The 20682-nt window shown below is 39.3% G+C and carries 16 protein-coding genes and 1 pseudogene; 6 read left to right on the top strand and 11 right to left on the bottom strand.

Translation table 11 applies throughout. The annotated features are described in order from the left end of the window. Window positions 1-5: 5 nt before the first annotated feature. Entirely contained in the window at window positions 6-149 is a 144-nt protein-coding gene (locus ACM0OY_RS07380; RefSeq protein WP_414568206.1) for a hypothetical protein, read from the bottom strand. Between the two features lie 73 nt (window positions 150-222). Here ACM0OY_RS07380 and ACM0OY_RS07375 point away from each other — a divergent pair, with 73 nt between their 5' ends. Then, window positions 223-588 (top strand): ARC6/PARC6 family protein, encoded by a 366-nt coding sequence (locus ACM0OY_RS07375; RefSeq protein ID WP_414568205.1) that lies wholly within the window; start codon window positions 223-225, stop codon window positions 586-588. A 75-nt stretch (window positions 589-663) separates the two neighbouring features. Here ACM0OY_RS07375 and ACM0OY_RS07370 read toward each other — a convergent pair whose 3' ends face one another. Both ACM0OY_RS07370 and ACM0OY_RS07365 read right to left on the bottom strand, forming a co-directional pair. Continuing rightward, window positions 664-849 carry a UPF0175 family protein gene (locus ACM0OY_RS07370; RefSeq protein WP_414568262.1) on the bottom strand — a complete coding sequence of 62 codons (186 nt, stop codon included), beginning with the start codon at window positions 847-849 and terminating at the stop codon, window positions 664-666. 202 nt (window positions 850-1051) lie between these two features. Next, the gene (locus ACM0OY_RS07365; protein WP_414568204.1) at window positions 1052-4264 is read right to left on the bottom strand and encodes a glycoside hydrolase family 15 protein; all 3213 of its coding nucleotides are present in this window, start codon (window positions 4262-4264) and stop codon (window positions 1052-1054) included. Window positions 4265-4608: 344 nt separating this feature from the next. Here ACM0OY_RS07365 and ACM0OY_RS07360 point away from each other — a divergent pair, with 344 nt between their 5' ends. From ACM0OY_RS07360 to ACM0OY_RS07350, 3 genes are all read left to right on the top strand, one after another. Continuing rightward, a complete protein-coding gene (locus ACM0OY_RS07360; protein ID WP_255264324.1) occupies window positions 4609-4743 on the top strand; it encodes a hypothetical protein in 135 nt (44 codons plus the stop codon). Between the two features lie 561 nt (window positions 4744-5304). Further along, a complete protein-coding gene (gene mgtE, locus ACM0OY_RS07355) occupies window positions 5305-6657 on the top strand; it encodes a magnesium transporter (protein WP_414568203.1) in 1353 nt (450 codons plus the stop codon). Between the two features lie 171 nt (window positions 6658-6828). Beyond that, window positions 6829-7944: an aspartate carbamoyltransferase catalytic subunit gene (locus tag ACM0OY_RS07350; RefSeq protein ID WP_414568261.1), complete on the top strand. Its 1116-nt coding sequence runs from the start codon at window positions 6829-6831 to the stop codon at window positions 7942-7944. On the opposite strand, the pseudogene ACM0OY_RS07345 reads toward ACM0OY_RS07350, so the two are convergent. Beyond that, window positions 7941-8114, bottom strand: a pseudogene (locus tag ACM0OY_RS07345) (Uma2 family endonuclease); the annotation flags it as partial. The gene ACM0OY_RS07350 and the pseudogene ACM0OY_RS07345 overlap by 4 nt on opposite strands. Window positions 8115-8488: 374 nt before the next feature. On the opposite strand from ACM0OY_RS07345, the gene ACM0OY_RS07340 reads away from it, so the two are divergent. Further along, window positions 8489-8929 carry a pentapeptide repeat-containing protein gene (locus tag ACM0OY_RS07340; RefSeq protein WP_414568202.1) on the top strand — a complete coding sequence of 147 codons (441 nt, stop codon included), beginning with the start codon at window positions 8489-8491 and terminating at the stop codon, window positions 8927-8929. A gap of 115 nt (window positions 8930-9044) precedes the next feature. Here ACM0OY_RS07340 and ACM0OY_RS07335 read toward each other — a convergent pair whose 3' ends face one another. The 7 genes from ACM0OY_RS07335 to ACM0OY_RS07305 form a co-directional block, all read right to left on the bottom strand. Next, entirely contained in the window at window positions 9045-10385 is a 1341-nt protein-coding gene (locus ACM0OY_RS07335) for a TldD/PmbA family protein (protein WP_414568201.1), read from the bottom strand. 219 nt (window positions 10386-10604) lie between these two features. Further along, window positions 10605-12077 carry a TldD/PmbA family protein gene (locus ACM0OY_RS07330; protein WP_414568200.1) on the bottom strand — a complete coding sequence of 491 codons (1473 nt, stop codon included), beginning with the start codon at window positions 12075-12077 and terminating at the stop codon, window positions 10605-10607. Between the two features lie 776 nt (window positions 12078-12853). Beyond that, window positions 12854-13678, bottom strand: a complete 825-nt coding sequence (locus ACM0OY_RS07325; protein WP_414568199.1) for a glycosyltransferase family 2 protein — start codon at window positions 13676-13678, stop codon at window positions 12854-12856. Between the two features lie 41 nt (window positions 13679-13719). Beyond that, window positions 13720-15024 carry an NAD(P)/FAD-dependent oxidoreductase gene (locus ACM0OY_RS07320; RefSeq protein ID WP_414568198.1) on the bottom strand — a complete coding sequence of 435 codons (1305 nt, stop codon included), beginning with the start codon at window positions 15022-15024 and terminating at the stop codon, window positions 13720-13722. Between the two features lie 75 nt (window positions 15025-15099). After that, window positions 15100-15456 (bottom strand): EamA family transporter, encoded by a 357-nt coding sequence (locus ACM0OY_RS07315; protein WP_414568197.1) that lies wholly within the window; start codon window positions 15454-15456, stop codon window positions 15100-15102. Between the two features lie 37 nt (window positions 15457-15493). Then, on the bottom strand, window positions 15494-15874 hold the full coding sequence (locus ACM0OY_RS07310; RefSeq protein WP_414568196.1) for a DMT family transporter: 381 nt from the start codon (window positions 15872-15874) through the stop codon (window positions 15494-15496). Window positions 15875-17950: 2076 nt separating this feature from the next. Continuing rightward, window positions 17951-18205, bottom strand: coding sequence for a hypothetical protein (locus ACM0OY_RS07305; RefSeq protein ID WP_414568195.1), 255 nt, complete (start codon window positions 18203-18205; stop codon window positions 17951-17953). Between the two features lie 314 nt (window positions 18206-18519). Here ACM0OY_RS07305 and ACM0OY_RS07300 point away from each other — a divergent pair, with 314 nt between their 5' ends. After that, entirely contained in the window at window positions 18520-20679 is a 2160-nt protein-coding gene (locus ACM0OY_RS07300) for a Tex family protein (protein ID WP_414568194.1), read from the top strand. Window positions 20680-20682: the final 3 nt, after the last annotated feature.

Here is a 20682-nt window from a genome sequence, read left to right as displayed (position 1 = left end):
CAATACTACACAAATAAAGAAGATAAAATCGGTGGAAGATTCAAGTTTGTAACTACATCAAACCGCTTAAGGTTCGGACTGTGGCTAGCCAAAAATCGTTTATGGCTAATAATTTGTTTAATAGTTTTAAGTGGGTTTTTCTCTGTCATTATAATTAATTATATTGTCAGTTCTTCAATACAATCGACACAAAAAGTTATTACTAAAGAAGAAGCACTAACTTTGATCGATCAATATTTACAAGAGAAAGATAAGATGTTTGGCCCTAATCATAATATGGAACCTGCGGAACGTCTGGCTACAGGTGAATTTTATCAGCAGTTAACCAAACCAGGAGGTCACATAGACGCCTTAAAACAAAAAAATCAGTATTATCAATACATAGTCAGGAAAAAAACAAAACTTTTAAGGGATGTTTATTACAATTCCTATCAAGCAGAAATTGATGTCAATATAAATGAAAAAGCAAAATTATATGAAAATGATATTTATAAAAAAACCGAAACATATGACATTAACTATAGATTTAGTTTAAAAAAAGAAAATGGTACTTTGAAAATAGCTGATACTGAACAAATTCAACCTTGATGAGGTAAATAAACTAAAAATTTGATACAGTTTTGTGACAACTAAAATAGTTACTGTTAGTAACCGTTTGTGCGCTCAAAGGTTAATCTCCTGTTCTAATTCCTCAGCTGGATAATTAATTACTGGAATTTCCATTTTTCCCAGTAATTCTATAAATGTTGGTTTGGAATAATCTGCTAATTTTGCAGCTTGTCCTAGCGATCGCTTTCCAGTTTCAAATAGCTTAGCAGCTAGTAATAATCGTGCCTCATCTGTAGAAATATATTAGGCTAGTTCTACTGTTATTTGACTCATATTATTGCCTCTGCAAAAGAATTAGTATTCGGTCGATCGCTGAATTTTAGATTTTAAATTTTGGATTTGAGATTGAAAATTCAAAATTTAAAAATATCTGTTTGCGTGGCGTCTGCTAGAATGACCCTTGAATTTATACTAGCTCCACTCCAAGGAAGCCACGCACTCATTAAGCTGCACTGACTTCGGCAAATTTTGTTAAGAAACGCAAGGCTTTCAAAATATAACTGGCACAATCTGTAGGAGAGGTGTTGTAAAACGATCGCCACGCACTCGCCTTATCTTCATCATAGCGATCGCCTCTATCGGGATAATGTTCTAACCATGCCAATCGTACTGCATGACCGATTAATACATCTAATACTATATATTCTTCGATTTGCAGCTTGGGATTATTAGCAGCGATCGCTGCTAATTCGATTAATGCTTCAATATTAACTTGGCGGTATTCTGGAGCTTCAATTTTATTCAGCAGATGCTCGACTAACAAAGCAAAATTTCTTTCTCCGGCTGTCATTTCTGACAACATTACCTCACTATCTAAACGATTGCGGCGCTCTAATTTGTCACCAATTACCAAGCCTTTGCAATGTTGCATTAATAGCCAAACTTGCTTAAAAAAGTCTTTTGCTACTCGTCCCGTCGCCCCCTCGCCTTGGCGAAACCGCCGCCAACCACCTGAAGGAACTTGGATTTCTTCTGAAATTGCTGGTGACACCACCCAAGCAATATCACTTTCTTTTTGCTTGACGTGCAATGACTCTTGCTGGCGCAACAGGTTACTCATGCCAGTATATCCAGTTAATACCTGACGCAAGCGCATTTTCACTTCAAAGGGTGAAAGTTGCATTAAGTAATCGTATGCTTCATCTTGAGTGACATGTAATTCCTGCGCTAGTTCGCTGGTAATCAATAATATGAGATAGCCGACTCTCAGCGTCAGTAGTCCCTGAAATAGTTCGGGTTCGGATTTGATTAAGATTCCTAGATAGATTAAAATCTCTTGGGTAAGGACGCGATCGCGTATATCTTCACGACAAAAATGGCTAATCTTATCAGCAATTTCATGGTGGGACATGGGTACGGTAATTAAGGACGCTTCACTGTATGCTTTACCCACAGCGATTTGCTTACCTTGCACCAAAATACTCGTTACTGCATCTGATAAGCTGATATCAACCATTTGGCGCAACCCCGCAGCCCGACGTACCACTGCCCAAATGCCTAAATCTCCAGCTTTGGTATAAACTTCATCTAGTAAATCGGCTACTGTAACAGCATATCCTGGCCCGCCATATCCCGTGTCAAATTGGATTCCTTGCAAACGAGTCAAAGTTTGTAATAACTCAATTTGCTCGTAAATATTTTCTGATGAGCGCAAATAAGAAAGCAGTAATCCTAAGTTTGTCTCACACTCCATTTTAAATTCTTGGGTATGCCCTAAGCGCCAGCTTTTCTCAGGATGATAAGCAAGATAATCGCAACGTGGTCTGGTATTTTTAACTGGTGAAAGAGAAAATTCCACATCTTCGAGAAAATCTATTCTTTGGATTCCAGCTGTTAGCATTAACTGATTTAGCCGCCCTAATTTTACCTGCACGCCGTTACAAATACCATCTTTAAGTTCTTGCATCAGTTCCAGTAATGCCTCAGAACCGATTTCTAACATGGTATGAGTTAACATTAAAGTCAAGGTAGGACGCCCTAAATCGCTCCAATATTTTTGAATATAAGCTAATTCACTTCTGATTTGATCCAGCAAAAAATGGTAATCGAGAGTTAAGTAAAACTGCTGGGAATCTAGAAATGATGGCAAAAATACAATTGTTTGATTGCGAATCCGAAATATTCTCGATGTTGTTAAACTCCGCAAACGCCGCACTGGACGCCCAGTTAAACCAAGTTTGTTGTTACGTCCAATTTGGGTATAAATAGCTGAAAGTTCCCCAGCTTTTCTCACCTGAATTGGTTCTATTTGGGTGGGTGTTTGTGCTTCAATTCCATGAACTTCTAGTTTGGCTTGTAAATCTTTATCTTCTGCTAGTAAGGCAATTTGTACCAATATTTCGCGCTGTTTGCCAACACATAAATGTCTACCCAATGGATCTATATCGCCAACTGCTATTAATCCTTCACTCAACATTTGACTAAGGAAATATAAACTTTGTGCCCACACCAAAGGAATATTTTCATTGGGTAAACGTGGTTGAGTTTGCGGTGCTAATTTTTCTGCTTCTACGTTTTCGTAAGGAACATAATAAAGTTCTGGCAACAAATGTAAACCATTTTGTTTTATGAGCAATGATTCTAAAAGCTCTTGGTATTTTTTAACTTGTTCTTGGTTGCCACAAAATAATCCATCTAAAACTAAATAAGTAAAAAATAATGGCCATTCGCATTCAATATGCTCAAATTGCTTGAGTTCCCAAGGTTCGTAGTGCAAGCGTTGGCTGTCTTCTAAAACGGTTTGGTGTCCATCACGGAGAAAGCGTTTGCAGCCGTATTTACCTGCGAGTTTGTTGATAATATCGTTTAAAGTGCGATCGCGCAGTTGTAAATCTTCTACTGCAAAGGCGGGATAACTAATAATACTCAACAGCGCGGCATCAATTTCTTTGGAACCAGATTCTCTCGGTAATAGCGATTCTAGAGTAATTCGAGCGCGGGCAATTTCATCTGGTAGCACATGAATTACTGATGCTTGACTACCACGAACACCAAACAAATCCAGTCCATTAATTGCTTCTAAAGCAGCTTTGGCCATGCCTACGGAACTGGCATTTAACTCAGCATTACCACGATTAATTTTATTACCGCGTTCCCAAATACCATAGTCTGGTGTGCGGTAAGCTCGTCCAATGTAGTAAACCAAATTTTGAACGAAATTAACTTCATCAATCGTATAAATTATTTGCAATCCTGTAGCAGTCATTTGCGCCAACATCAGTAAAAATAAAGATGTGGCATCAAGTTGTAAATGTCCCCATTCATCATCACCAACAACGATGTCGCCCGTGGTGGTATTGTATTTGGCGTGCAGCCCATCCAGTAGCGATTGAGTATGTTTAAATGTCTCTACTTTATGAGCCTGTCGCATCATTGCAAACAGTAACCCGCGCATCAGCTTGATGACACTATGTTCTAGTTCATAATTGTGTCCTTCGTGGTCATCAATCTTGCGGTATGCAAGTGCTAAACCCCAAACTGCCAAAATGCTGTAAACATTGTCTCGCACCCAGGCATCAGTATAATCACCGTGGGCTGTAATTGCTGTACTCGCAGGTAGTAAACCTGTAATTGGATTTTGACGAGTGAGGACGATCCTCTTAATTTGTTGATAGTAATACTCTAGGCGAGTTAGCAATTCGGTAGATGTTTTCATAATTGGGTTGGGAGCAGCTTGCAATCGAGCCTGTAACTGTGAAGTGAACGATCTAAACCTAACCGGAATAAGTTCTGTAATGGTTGATAGGACAACAGCCCAGGGTGGTGTGAGTTTCTTATTATCTCGTGTTAGTAGGCCTCTAGCTACTGAATTTTAGTGAAGTCGGACTCAAATACAACATTTGTTCAAATCTTCATCAATACTTAGATATTTTTATACCAATTATTAAGTTGTTTGTGATAACTTGATAATAGGCAACGTTAGCCAGAAACATATCGAGGAAATAATTAGGTATCAAAACTTTTTAACATAAAAAAAGCCTGTATAAAAGGAGATTAATTATGTCTCTGCGTTACAACGAAAATCATGCTCAGTTAGTGAAAGTGGTTTACTCTCAAGTAAAAGTTAATGGCAAAATTGAGCTAGTACCATTAGAGCTATACGCTGATGGTTCACTTAAGCGTTCTATTGGCTAAGTAAAAGTTAGGAATTAAGTCTTAGTAACTCTCTATTTTCAACTAAAACAAACTCTAACTTTTTGTTTTGTAGTTAACAGATTTCCAAGCCTCTGGCATAGAAATGCAGAGGCTTTGATTTTGTGCCAAAAAATTCTGCATCACACGAACAGCTGTAGAAACATACAGTTGTTATACGCTTCTATCTATTTATCTGAATTATCTAAACTCAGCCATTCCAAATATTTTAGCTGTATGAAATTTGGCACTAAATACATTGATTGGCTTGACAGAGATTGTAACAGTAGTAAAATCTACTTTAAGTTACGCGATAATTACCTGAAAATCAAGGGTTAAAGTTGGTTACTGGTGAAGAATGTCACAAATTCTCGATACTATTACCCAGTATCTACCGGAGATGGCGATTCCGGGTTAGGATGATGACTAGCGATGCCCTGATTGGATATCGATATTGAATTATTGAGATTTTATGGACCAAAGTCCACAAGATGGCAGTATCAACCTCCTCTAAGCTGGTGAGGCAATCTCCCAGTGCGGGGGAGATATTAGGAGGTATGTATCATGCTCACACAGGATATTCGGAATGCACTGATTGATACTACCGATTTAAATCAGTTGAAATGGGATTTAAATCGATTACAACCCGTGGATGTAGGAGAATTCATTACACAATTGCCTGAAAAACAACGAGCGATCGCATTTCGTTTACTCAACAAAAATCAGGCAATTGATGTATTTGAATATCTGCCAACAGACGTACAGGAAGAACTAATTAATTCCCTACATGATGTACAAGTAGCGCAACTTGTAGAAGCGATGAGTCCTGATGAAAGAGCAGAATTATTTGATGAATTACCTGCTGGAGTAATTAAACGGCTGTTGAAGGAATTGAGTCCAGAACAAAGGCAAGCCACAGCAACAATTCTCGGTTATCCGGAAGGCACTGCTGGGCGAGTAATGACTACCGAATATGTCCGGTTACGAGAAGGATTAACTGTAGGTGAAGCCTTAAGCAAAATCCGCCGTCAAGACGAAGACAAAGAGTCGATTTACTACGCATACGTCACAGACGACAACCGAACACTGGTGAGAGTGGTTTCACTGCGCCAGCTGTTGTTTACCTTTCCCGATGTTTACATCAGAGATATTGCTAGCGATCGCGTCATTAAGGTGAGAACCGAAACCTCCCAAGAAGAAGTCGCCCAAATCATGAAGCGCTATGACTTAATCGCCATTCCCGTAGTTGACCGGGAAGACCGATTGGTTGGCATTGTCACTATCGATGATGTGATCGATATTTTGGAAGAGGAAGCCACAGAAGATATTCAAAAACTCGCGGGTGTGAGTGGTGATGAAGCAGCTTTGTCTTCTCCGCTACTCACCATCCGCAACCGCTTACCTTGGCTGTTGGGGATCATGGCCTTGTATATTGGTGCAGCCAGCGCGATCGCCCCTTTTCAGTCTGTAATCTCCGCAGTGCCAGTTCTTGCAGTGATTATGCCGATTTTTTCCAATACCGGCGGTACTGTAGGAATTCAAGCATTAACGGTGACAATCCGGGGCTTGGGTGTCGGCGAGGTGACACCCAAAGACACTGTGAAAATTCTCCGCAAGGAAATCTTCGCTGGTTTAGGTACAGCCGTAGCTTTAGCCACAACAATGATCTTGCTTTCCTTAATTTGGGCGCGACCCCAAGAACGATGGGTGGCTTTAATTGCCGGCATGGTCATGGCAACTAATACAATAGTGGCGGTGACTCTTGGTACTTTACTGCCAATGGGTTTGAAGCGCTTAAAGCTCGATCCGGCTTTGGTTAGTGGGCCATTAGTGACTACAATGCTAGATACAATTGGGTTCTTAACATTCCTCAGCCTAATTTCTCTAGCTTTAAACGTTTTTCACTTACCAACTTGAAGAAATTGGGCATGGGGCATTGGGCATGGGGCATGGGGCACTGGGCAAACAGGGAGCGTTGACTGTTGACTGTTAACGCTCGGAGTTATTCCCCTTGTCCACCTTGTCTTTCTCATATCCCTCACTCCCTCATCTCCCCATGCCCTATGCCCTATGCCCAATATCCAAAATATGCCTACAACAACTTGGAATCGTCATCACGTTCTGTCTCTGTCTGACTTCACATCGGCTGAATACGATACAGTTTTGCAAACTGCGGCTTCTTTTCAAGAGGTGCTATCGCGGCGCACCAAGAAAGTACCAACGTTGCAGGGACAGGTGGTGGCGAATTTATTTTTTGAACCTTCTACCCGCACCCGTAGCAGTTTTGAACTTGCTGCTAAACGCTTGAGTGCAGATACATTGAACTTCGCCGCAGCTACGTCTTCGATGACTAAGGGAGAAACAATTCTCGACACGGCGAAGACTTATTTGGCTATGGGAACTGATATTATGGTAGTCCGGCATCGAGAGGCGGGAGTACCAAATGCGATCGCCCAAGAAATGGATCGTTTAGGTGTTCGAGTTAGTGTGCTGAATGCTGGTGATGGTCAACATGAACATCCTTCCCAAGCACTGCTAGACTTATTTACCATTTGTAGTTTGATTGACCCAAATCATCCGCGACTGGAACTTTTAAAGGGTAAAAAGATTGCGATCGTGGGGGATATTTTGCATTCTCGTGTCGCGCGATCGAATATCTGGAGTTTCATCGCCAGTGGTGCCCAACTGCACTTGGCAGCACCGCCCACCCTCTTACCCAAGTTATTTGCTGAGTACATCTTGGAAGAGTCAGGGGAAGAGAACACGGGGAAGCGGGGATGCGGGGACACGGAGAATGGAGAGGATACAGGGACACAGGCACACAACAACGTGGTGAGTAAAAATGAAAATTTCTCCGCGTCATCTTCCGATTGCACTCCTCAACTATTCCTTCATTGGCAGCTAGAACCAGCTTTACAGGACGCCGATTTTGTGATGACTTTGCGCTTGCAAAAGGAACGGATGACTGCTCATTTATTGCCAAGCTTGCGAGAATATCATCAGCTATTTGGTATCACCAGCACAAAATTGCAACTTTGTAAACCTAATGTCAAAGTTTTGCATCCAGGCCCAGTAAACCGTGGTGTCGAAATCAGTTCTGAGTTGATGGATGACCCAGAATTTAGTCTCATTCAATCACAGGTTACCAGTGGTGTCGCTGTTCGCATGGCATTGCTGTATTTGTTAGGTAGTGGTAAAGCTTAATAACAAGATAAACTCAAGCTAAATCCTGGCAATACATTTTCACAAGATAATTTTGTAGGCAGATTTCGTACTTCTGTATTCTGTCCTTGGCGGTAAATTTCTACTTGCTGCTGTTGGGGATTAATTAGCCATGCCAATTTCATGCCTGCATCCAGATATTCTTGCATTTTCTAGCGCAGGATTTCTAAATCAATTGCAACTCGCGATTATTTTGACATAACTGGTAGAAGTGTTCGTCTGTGAGGTGAACTGTGTCTAGGTTTAATGTCAAAGGACTAGAAACCATAAAGTTAATTTCAATAGTGGCGATGATAATACTATTTTGATTTTTTTACGGCTGATTGGATTGCTATATATGCCTAAAGTTATTGGTAGCAATGTTTGATTTTTAATCCCATAGGCCTATCTTAGAGAAAAATACATACTCTCAGAGAAATTATTTATTCTTTCGATCGCATGAAGACGCAACTCTGGAATTTTGGGACACTTTAACTATAGAAGTCAAGAATTTCATGACTTTTAGAAGTGTCGGAGGTAAATAAATATGAAACCAATATTTTTGACGGCAGCAGCCTTACTCACTACGTTATCTTTAGCTGCTCCTATTCCCGTCAAAGCTGAAAACTCCGCCCCTGTCCGGCGTTTGCTGGAAACTAGAGAATGTTTTGGATGTGATTTAACAGGAGTAAACCTCAAAGGTGCTCATCTAATAGGTGTTGACTTAAGAAATGCAAATTTAAAAGGCGCTAATTTGGAAGGTGCTAACTTAGAAGGTGCTGATTTAACAGGTGCTAATTTGATGTCTGCTAATCTCACAGAAGCATTCGTCAGCGATACTATCTTAAGTAATGCTAATCTCACCAACGTTAATTTGAGTAATTCTCGTTTATATAATACTGATGTCAATGGTGCTGTTTTGGCTAATATCGATTTAAGCGGTGCTGACGTGTTTAATACTGCTATTAGTGTTGGCGGTGAATATTAATCAATTTTGGATTTGAGATTTTAGATTACTCCAATACATAAAATCAGGATTTTATCAAATATTTTTGGATTTTGAATTTTTAATCCAAAATCCAAAATTTAAAATCTCAAATTTTTTATTCCCCAGTAATCGCTAGTTCATTAACCCAGATTCTTGGACAAACTCCCCCTGGTGTTAACTCCACCTCTTTTTCTACATAAATAATTGACTTCAAGAGTTCCAAGAAATCACCAGCGACTGTTGCTGACTCAATACTCGTCTTCACACCCTTGTTAATTAGCCAACCATCAAATGGCAAAGAAAACGAACCTTGCAAGGATTTAACTCCTGCATGAAGGGCGCGTAAATCATCTATCAGAATCACGTTTTCCGCAGTTTCTAAGCTAAATTCCTGCTCAGGATTTGCTGTCGTAAAAACGTGATAAAAATTGGGACTGACGCTAACTTTTGCTCCAATACTGGCATTACCTGTAGGTTGAGCATTTAACCTCTTGGCAGTACCGGCACTATGAAGAAAGCTTTTTAAAACGCCATTTTCGATAAGTGAAATTTGACGGGTTGGAGTTCCTTCACCATCAAAACTTTCTGCGCCTATGTTAGCTGGATGTAGTGCATCATCATAAACTGAAAGCAGAGGGGAAGCAATTTGCTTACCTAAATCATCAGGAGTAGATAAACTTTGATTATCCAAAATACTTTGGGCATTGAATAAGTTAGAAAAAGCGCCCAATAGACTTAAGAAAGCTTCGGCTGAGAAAACTACTCGATATTTACCGGTTTGAATTTTTTCATAATTCAAGTGGCTGATAGTTTTGTCTACGGTTTCTTTAATGCAAGCATTAATGTCTAGATTATCTAAACTGTGGTTGATTCTAAAAGCACCTGCACTGCGAGGTTTTTTTCCTTCTTCTTCTGTTTTGCTATAAAGATAAATCGATGCTAAGCAGTGAGATTCAGTTCTCAGGGCGCCATCGCTATTGAGATAAAACCTGTCAATATCTCTTTGGGCTAAGCTGTTATATGGTACATCTTTAATTGCTGGATGGGCTGTCAGTAACTCTTTTTCAGCTACCAATAGTTTTTCTATTAGTTCAGCTACAGGTGCTTGGGGTGTTTTAATCTCAGGTTTATTGGGAATAGGAATAGTAGCTTCGGGACTAAAATCAGGGACATTTTCCTTAACACCAAAGAAACTGGCTTCGTAGGCAGTTTTCAAAGCTAATTCTAATCCTTTGGGATCTACATCTGTGGTGCTGGTGACACCCATTGTATTATCTTCATTCCAGACACGAACAGTAACACCAGAGCGATTTGAGGCTTTGACTTGTTTTGGCTCTCCTTTATCTACTTGCACGCTAGTATCATCTACTGTTGAGCCATAGATGTCAAATTTTTTGATGCCAAGTCTATCAGCATTTTCCTTGGCGTGATTTGCGATTTCATTAATATTCGGCATGGTCAATCAATTTTAGATTTTAGATTTTAGATTTATTTTGAATATTAGGTTTTGAATTTTGGATGTTAAGCAATTCCACATAAAACTTTCATATCTTGGGCGGGCGAGACGCCCACCCCACAATAAATGTACAGTTGAAGTACGGTTTAATATTATGCAAATTAGATGTGGTTTCGGCTGGTTGATAATCCAAAATTCAAAATCTCAAATCCAAAATTATTATCTTCCGCCCACGGTAATAGAATCAACTTTGATGTGTGGTTGTCCGACTGTGGTGTAAATACTGCCGCTGACGGAACCACAAAAACCTGGTGCAATTTCTAAATCTTGGGAACACATGGAAATTTTATTCATAATTTCGGTGGCTTCACCAATCAAAATTGCTCCTTTTAATGGCTTGGTAATTTTGCCATTTTCAATCAAATAAGCTTCATCAACACCAAAGTTAAATTGACCTGTGGCACCAACGCTACCGCCACCCATTTTTTTACAGTAAATGCCTTTATCAATAGAGGCAAATAAATCTTCAATGGTGTACTCGCCAGAATCAATATAGGTATTACGCATCCGGCTAGCGGCGGCAAAGTTATAATTTTGGCGGCGTCCGCTTCCAGTTCTAGGGTGTCCGGTGAGTGTAGAACCTGTTCTATCTGCTAAGAAGTTTTTGAGAACGCCTTTTTCAATTAATAGGGTTCTTTGAGCGGGCATACCTTCGTCATCCATATCAATTGTTCCGAAGGCATTTTCAGAACGTCCTTCATCCCAAGCTGTTAAACTTTCGTGGGCAATTTTTTCGCCTTTTTTGTTAGCAAAGGGAGAGGTATTGCGCTCAATTTGAGTGGTTTCTAGGAGGTGTCCGCAGGCTTCGTGGAAGATTACGCCGCCGAAATGATTGGCCATAATGATGGGGTAAGTTCCTGATTCCACGTAATCTGCGTAGAGCATTTTTCCTGCGGATTCTGCTATTTTTTCAGCAGCTTGTTGATAATTCCAGGTTCTTAAGAAGTCTGCATCACTAGTGTTGCCAGCGCGATCGCCAATTGAGGTACGATTAGCACCATCGGCACACAACAGGTTAAATCCTACTGATTGAGTCAGGCGAATATCACGAGCAAAAGTACCGTCACTGGCGGCGATTAAGACTTCTTGCCAATCTCGAAAATAACTAGCACGGCGCGATTGCACATGGCTAGCTTTTTGCTTCAGGTAAGCAGTACCATCCAGCAGGACTTCTCCCATTTCGCGAATGGAACTACATACTGGTAGCCATGCATCTTTGGCTCTTTTGGTGGCGTAATCTCTAAGTAATTCGAGGTTGATTTCTGGGATAAAGGAACTAGGTGCGGGTAGTTGTAATCCCATAATCGAAAGGCCTTTTTCTAAGGCTGCTTTCAAACCCGAAAAGGAAAGGTCATTAGTGCTGACGTAGCAGTCGGCTTTACCGCGAAATACTCTGACTCCCGCGCCTGTAGACAAACTCGGTGAGATACTGGTGATGGCGTCTTCTTCTGCAAGACAACTAATGTAGTTGCGGCGTTCTAAGAAGAATTCAATGAAGTCAGCACCAGCGGCGCGTCCTAGTCCCAGGAGGGTAGCCAGTGGGGCTTCCCAGGTTTCATCGAAACGCTCTGGGGTGGAAGAATATTGTAGAGTGGGAAGTTGATTCGAGAGAAGTAGCGTACTTGTAAGCATGGGTAGCCTCGTCTGCTGGCGGAATTCAGAGATTTGACTGAAAAATCCTGGTGTGTTCAGTCTAACAAATGAGTGAAAGCCACAGGTGGCAGCAAGGCAGTAGGGGTTTCCTCACCGCACGAGGCTACGGTGTACACACAAGTCGGAAATAGTAGTCTGTGAACGAATAATTGACGAGTAAATTCTCTGTAGAGACGGCGATTTATCGCGTCTTGTGAACGTGTCAGTCTTTTAGACGCGATAAATCGCGTCTCTACATGAGGGCTTTCTGGCTTATCCCAAGCGTATTGGAATAAAACTGGATCTGACTTGTGTGTACACCGTAGCTGCACGAGGAGAGCAAAGATCTCTAAGTAATGCACTTGAGGGAGCGATCGCTATGATCCACGAATCGAAATCAAATTATAGTTTGGTAAACTGTATTTTGCGACAATACGGCTAAGAGTTTCATAGCATTGCCAATAAATATTGGTGTTGGGTTTCGTTCCTCAACCCAACCTACACCTAGATTCATCAAAACTTCTGCAAGAAGTCTAATTTTGAGCCAATTAAACCATCAAGGGGCGTACATATGTACGCCCCGTGAGGAGATTGTGGTTCAAATAAATGAGATGCACTTATATCTATTTGGCTTGCACTTTTGTTAACCAAAAGAGCTACAAAAAGCTAACAGGGATGGGGTGATAATTGCGAATTAGGAATTATTATAACTCCTAGTAAATATGTAATTTTGTTTGCTGATGAAGTTAATTCGATCCACACTCTCCTTGTCAGGTTTATTTACGATTTGCTATTTTCAAGGGAATTCTGACTGTTTCTCTACCCTCAAAAGTTTGATCTAAACTGGGAATTGGTCTTGTAGATGATAGATTTTTAAACAAAACCTTCAGTGTCCGAACAATAGTCTTAAGAACTTTCATTTTGCTAGCAGTTGGCTTTTGGTCATATCTTAAAACCATTGGAATTTCTACGATTCTGGGTTTGAATACTTTGGCTTTGAGCAGTAAATCTATCATGCAAGCAAATCCACTTTCTGTAAAGAGATTGTCGCCATAATAAATATCAAGTTTACTGAGGAAAGTGCGGTTATACAGTCTGTAGCCGCAAGTGTAATCTCTCACGCCTGGTACGCGGGCTGCAATTCTAAATAGCCAACTGGCTCCGTAGCTCATGAACTCTCTAAATTTTGATAACCCTATGACTTTAGAGCCTTTGCGATATCTAGATGCGATCGCGATATCATAACCACCAGCGATCATAGTGTCATACATCTTGATTAAGAGTTCTGGTGGTTGAGTATCATCGCAATCCATAGCGGCTAAAAAATCTCCTTCTTGAGAAATTTCCAAGAAAGTTGTGAAGCCTGTTTTAATTGCTTGACCTAAACCAGCATTTTTAGAATGTTGTACTAATTTCAGCGATATACCCAGCGATTGAGATTCTTCTATCGCAGTGTCAGCAGTGCGATCGCTACTGCCATCATCAACCAAAATCAGTTGGATGTCCATCTGAGAGATTTCCTGCAATGCCTGAAATCTTTGGAACAATGGGGGAATTGATTCTTCTTCGTTGTATGCAGGTAAAAGAACAAAAAGACTCATAAAATGCCTCGTGTGATTTTGAAAATATCAGTACTCAAATTTCAATAATTTAGTAATGTTGATTTTTTGAGAAATTCATCAACGTGTCTGACAACTGCGTTGTTATTGACGCTATCATTCACGAACTGTGATGTATTGACAACAAAAAAATCAGCGTTTTCAGTACTCACTTTGGGAACAAGACTGGAATAGTCTAAAACTTGCAATGGCTGTACTTTCATAGCTCGATTTATGTGTGCTGCCACAATGTCATCTTGTTTGAGTTCTGGGAACATCAAACGTAGACCTTGGAAAAATAATTGCTGTAATTCCTCATCTGGCTTTTTTAACAACGGGTCAGTGGAAAGTATATATTTTGGTAGGAATGTCATGTGATAGCCTGACGTTTCTTGCAAAGAAACTAGGTTACTCATACCGATAACTCCGGTAAACGGAACATTTCTATCGGCAATATTTACTACGTAATAAGGAACTAATGCTTTACGAGTAATAAGTACCATGCAAATTACACCCAGGTACTCTACTGTTTCGCCAGTCTGGGAAACTTTCACCAGTTCATTGGCAACAACTTGTTGCAAGATATTAACCGGACCAGTAAAAATTACTTTATCAAAATGTTCCTTTTTCCCTTGAGATTCTACCCAAATTCCACCCTCTTGAGCAGGTGCGATATATTCCACCGCAGTACTTGTGCGGATATGACCTCCAGCCGAATTAATTAATTCTTCTAAACGGTCTATTACAGTCTTGTAACCGCCAGAAACATAACCAAGTTGTTCTTTACTTAATGAAGAATCCCGCGCTGAAAATAGTCTTCTGATATAAGCCCAAATAAAAACAGCTGATATTCGTTTATAGTTCTCCCCTAATTTTGATAGAAGTAACGGTTTCCAAAGCTTTTCGTATGTGTTTTTACCACCGAGTTTTAATAGCCAATCTTCAACTAAAATTTTTTCTAAGCGTCGCCAGTTATTCAAGCGCGAACCATATAAAAGAGTAAAAGCTAATCTAATTTTACCAATCAACCCAAACAGAGGAAAGCGCAGAAATTCTATAGCGTTACTGATAGAATAAAATTTTTTCTTGTCATAAAACCCTGTTAGACTCCGATGCCAACGTAGTTTATCTCCAAGCCCAATATCTCTGATAAAATTTATTAAGTGAGTATCAGAAGGTAGGATAACGTGATAAAAGCGATCCCAGGTAAATAACCCGTAATCATGATAGGTAGTAAGTCCACCAAGCTGATTGTTGTTATCAAAAACAGTTACTATATGTCCTTGGTTTGAAAGGCGTTGCGCTAATACTAACCCAGTTATTCCTCCGCCAATAATGCCTATTTTCATAAAATTAAATTTTTCTAGGTATGTTGTTCAAATTTATCTTCCGACTTTGTTAACATTACATAGCGGATTCAGCTATTAATGTACAACAAGTATTACACCAGTGATAATAATTGAAATTCCTAGCCACTGGCTCAATACAACCTTCTCTTTGAGAAGATAGTAACAAGCAATAGGTATAAGTGCATACATTAATCCCAGAACTGGAAATGCTTGGCTCAGAGGAACTGTCCGCAATACATACAGCCACAATAAGGTCATGAATCCATAGCAAATAAACCAAATTACAAAATAACGAGAGAATATCAGGTTCCGGATGGATGCGGTTGCTTCTTTGTTAGAATTAGTTATGTAAAGTCCATACTTTAGCGATACATTAGCTACCGTTCCAAACAAAACTACAAGCATTAAATTTAGCCAGTTAATGATGTCCATTTTTTAATACTTTTTGTGATAATTAACTATAAAATTATTAAGACTTATTCAGAGGAATAACCACTAAAAGAACACCAGCAAAAATAGTGAGAACTCCTAATATTCGAGTTAGTGTTATCACCTCATTAAAAAAATAATACGATCCTAAAAGTATGCCGACGTAGTTTAAGCTAGTTACTGGATAAGCAATACTCAATTTGACAGTTCGCAGAGCTAATATCCAAGTTACTATTGCTAAACAATAAACAGTCACAGATAATGCCAATTGTTGAAGAAATTCCCAATTCAATAGTCCTTGATGACTATTAGTCATGGTGTGCTTCATCAGCAATTGTCCAGAAATACTAAATAAAATGCTGACAAGTAAGATGATATACGAAGTTATTTGAAAGCGGGAAATTTGTAATATAGATTTCATAAATAGATTTACCTCAATGGTAATAGTAAGTATATACTTAAAAATTTTGCATTTCGGTCACACTTCCTTAACATTTTGACCTCCCACTTCAGTAAATAGACAATAAAATTCAGAAGGTTACTTTGAAGGGACTGAGATCAAAATGACCATTGAAGCTCATATCCTAAAAGCTAAAAACTAAGTACTATCGACTTTGGAGATAGGATAGTTGCTGTATCATGCCAGCATCCCATATTTTCGCAGCCACCCAGCTATACTTCAGGACTAATATCTAGACAAAGGTCATAAAGGATGCAAATGTAGCAAAGGTTAAGAGCCTTGCCAAAAGTTCACCTTAGATAAAGTTTACCAATGGGCGATCGCTAAGTTTTGAGTAAATACTTATTCTTAACATTTAACCAAGTAAACATGGATTGCGAAAAGATCAATCCATTCATAAAGTTTCATCAGTTGTATGTATCTTCCTGTAGAAATCTGGTTGAATACACTACTGAAATTGTCCAGCCATTAACTTTATATCAGAACTTACCTAAATTAATAATTTCCTTCAATTTTGATACTGGAGAGTTTATTAATTTTTGCTCGTGTATATAAAGTGTCTCCTTACTCACATATATAGTTGTAAGCTAGGCTGGAAACTAGGTAGCTGAATTTGTTTACTTGCTCTATTTGGACATCGGAATACAAGAATTAGCAAAATCTCTTAGACTCTAGAAGAAAGCCTTGAAATAGATGAATTGCTTTACAGTTTTATCTAAACTTTACTCAATGTCCAAATTCTGGCTCTGATGAGAGTAAGCGTTAATTTAAACTAGCGTCGGCTGAAATAATCGGAGTTCATAGCAGTTGAATTTGATTCGAGTCTTTTTACATGATTAGTATTGTGTTTGATTGATTTTTATTGATTTTTATTGCTTACATATACTTTTAACTCGAGTTGTTTCTCAAAAGTTATTGTTACATGTAATTACTTACTAGAATACCACGAGAAAGGCATGTTGCAAATTTATCGTCGCACTTCATCAAAAATTTACTTGCTGAAAATCTACTTAAACAAAAACTTCATAAAATAGACAGTCTCTTCTATATAAATTTTTACTTGCGAAAATATGTATTTTTATTGACTGTTGGCTGTTGAAGTTCTAAAAATAGTAGTTCAACATCAAAAATTTACTTTATCAAAATCCATCTAAACAAAAACTTCATACAAGAGACTGCCTTCAAAATAGAAAGTAGAGAGTGGAGAATAGGCGAAGAAACCTTTTTGATCTTTGGTTATGGGTTTTTACCGTCAGTAGTTTCATTAAAAATAGGGCATAGTACATGGTGCATTGCAAGCAAGAAAAATTTTGATTTTTCCTAGCGAGTGCAACTCACTAGAGTCTGTTGCATAAATCATTCTTTGTCTAATGCAAAAGTGCTAAGGAGAAAGCGAAAAGAACAACTTTTACAAGAAACCTAATAGACTTAATCTGCTAGATAAATTTTTATCTCCGAAAAAGTGTACATTTATAAAGCACTTATTTGATACAAAACTTGGAGAAGCTGGAATTGAGCTTCAGAATCTAAACAAATTATAAAGCCTAAGGTTTACTTTCCTAGAGCAGAATTTCAACTTGAAGAGCAGCCAAACCGATGGCTAAATATAGAACTAAAAGATACTGCTTTCGAGCGGAAAATACAGAGACAAAATGAGAAATTGAATCGTTTTTTATCTAGCCGTAATAATTTACCAATTCGGAGATTTGAGAGCGAACTTCTTTGAGAGTTACTTTAGATACAAACTCGACCATCGAATCGTACTTCCAATTCGATCGTCAAAGGCAATTTGATAGCGAAACTTAGTTGTAACTACAGTCTGAAAATTTGGTCTGCCTTACCTACCATCAGGTTAATGTCCTGAAGGAGAAAATCGAGCTACTTTGTTAGGAAATTTTATATTTCAAAAGTAAGTTCAAGGTAATCAGAACTATGCTCACAGGCAAAAAAGCCTGTATTTACGGCTCTCTTCGCTTAGCTGTCTGATAATTGCCAGCATTTTAAAGTTGAGAAAAATTTAATCACTGTTGCTTGAGATCATTTAGTTTCTCTAGGTGTTTTTTGTGTAAGTTGAGTTTGTTTAGAGTCATTTTCTTGCAAAAGCTTGTTAGTAATAATCAAGACAATGATTAATAGTCCAAACTGAATCTGCCAGGGTGCTAATACTAAACTTAAAATCAGGCTAATAGCTGCAAAAACACCCGCGAGATATGCAATCTCATCACTACTCTTTTTAAATAGGTAGCCAGTAGCTAAAGCAGTACACAGTGGTATCAGGAAAAACAAAGCCATTGTCAATCACCTATGGACTAAAAATTGTGGTGCTTATAAAAAAATTGAAATTGTTTTTGGAGTTGTGGTTAATTTTACATCTAAGAAGGTTTTAGCCACAATAGTCCATCGATATAAATCTTATAAAAAATCAAGATTACGCAATTTTGTATTATACACCTTAGGAGAGTGACACAAAGCCGCACGCTAGCTGTTATCTTACGGAAATTAAAGAAAGGAATTATCCGGTAAATTAGCTTAAAACTTTGGGCTGGTGTCGGGAAAACCATTTAGCATATTACCTTGAGAAGTAGGATTTTCAACTGAAAAACTAGATGCTGAACATTCCTCAATTACTGGCTACTGAATTAGACCTCAAACCCCATCAGGTGCAAAACGCCCTAGAACTTTTGGCGCAGGGTGCAACGATTCCGTTTATTGCACGTTACCGTAAAGAGCGCACTCAGGAGATGAATGAAGTGCAACTTCGCGATCTGGCCGATAGATATACTTATTTAACAGAACTGGAAGAACGTAAGTCTGTCATTTTGAATGCGATCGCTGAACAAGGTAAACTTACAGACGAACTCAAAGCGAAAATCACATCTTGTTTACAAAAAACAGAACTTGAAGATCTATACTTACCGTATCGACCAAAGCGACGCACCCGCGCCACCATCGCTAGGGAAAAAGGACTCGAACCCCTAGCGGAGTTCATCAAGTCGTTAAATGTCAAAAATGCTATAAGTGCTTCTTTAGAAGAAGCAGCATCTAAGTATATTTCTGAAACCAACGGTGTAAAAACAGCAGAAGAAGCCCTCAAAGGTGCTGCTGACATCTTAGCGGAAGAGGTAGCTGAAAAAGCTGAGTTACGCGCACATATCCGTGATTATTTTCTCGAAGAAGGGGTGTTTATCTCCCGCATCAAAGATGATTATCCCGAAGGTACAACTAAGTTTGAAATGTACCGAAACTATCAAATAAAGGTAAAAAATATTGCACCCCACAATATGCTGGCTTTGTGTCGGGGTGAAGCTGAGAAAGTATTAAGCTTTGAAATTGCTTTCGATGAGGATACGATACTTTATTATCTTGAGTCCCAAGAAATTAAAACTAAAGTCCGGACAATACGGGATTTTTATCAGGCGATGTTGAAGGATGCATTCAACCGTTTAATGAAAGCCTCTCTAATGGGAGAGGTGATTTCTGAGAAAAAAACCTATGCAGACATGGAATCAATCAAGACATTTGAAGCAAATCTCCGGGAGTTGCTGTTGTCTGCACCGGCAGGAATGAAACCAACTCTAGCCATAGACCCCGGATTTAGAACTGGGTGTAAAGTTGTAGTACTCGACCAAACGGGGAAATTTTTGGAATACCAAGCTGTATTTCCCCACCAAGCGGCTGAACAAAGACTCAAAGCTGCACAAAGCATCAAAAATTTGATTGAAAAGTACAAAATTGAGTTAATCGCCATTGGTAATGGTACAGCGTCCCGAGAGACAGAGGAGTTTGTCTCAGGAGTCTTACAAACTATAGAACGCAAACCAATTAAGGTGATAGTGAATGAGTCTGGTGCATCTATATATTCTGCTAGTAAAGTGGCGTTGGAAGAATTTCCCGATTTAGATGTTACTGTGCGTGGTGCAATTAGTATCGGCCGGCGTTTGCAAGACCCCTTGGCGGAACTGGTGAAAATCGATCCTAAATCTATCGGTGTGGGACAATACCAGCACGATGTCGATCAAAAGTTGTTGAAAAAGAAATTGGATGAAACTGTAGAAAGCTGCGTTAACTACGTAGGTGTAGACTTAAACACCGCCTCCAAAGAACTGCTGACTTCCGTCTCTGGCATTACCCCAACGGTTGCCAATAATATTGTCGCCCATCGCAACCAGCACGGAGCCTTTAAAAATCGCCGCCAACTGTTGAAAGTTGCCAAATTGGGGCCAAAAGCCTTTGAACAAGCAGCGGGTTTTCTGCGAATTCGCGGTGGTGAGAACCCATTAGATAATACAGCAGTGCATCCAGAGAGTTATTCTGTAGTAGAGGCGATCGCGTCTGATTTAAATGTGCCATTAAATCAGGTTACGCAAATTGCCGAAAAACTCAAAAAAACCAACCTGAAAAAATACGTAAGCGATAGCGTCGGAGAACCGACACTGCGCGATATCCTTAACGAACTAGAAAAACCAGGGAGAGATCCCCGTGCTGAGTTCAAGTACGCCACCTTCAAAGAAGGAATTAAGGAAATTACCGACTTAAAGGAAGGAATGGAACTAGAAGGAATGATTACCAATGTCGCCAACTTCGGTGCATTCGTTGATATCGGCGTACATCAAGATGGTTTGGTGCATATTTCCCAACTTGCTGATCGATTTGTAGACGATCCCAAGAAAATTGTGAAGGTGGGACAAGTTGTGAAAGTGCGAGTACTAGAAATCAACGAGAAATTAAAGCGAATTAGTTTGTCCATGAAAGCAGTTAAGCAGTAATTA

Source organism: Nostoc sp. CCY 9925, from assembly GCF_963920935.1.
Classification (GTDB): domain Bacteria; phylum Cyanobacteriota; class Cyanobacteriia; order Cyanobacteriales; family Nostocaceae; genus Nostoc.
The sequence above is the reverse complement of the archived record's forward strand: the minus strand, read 5'-3'. Positions and strand labels throughout refer to the sequence as shown.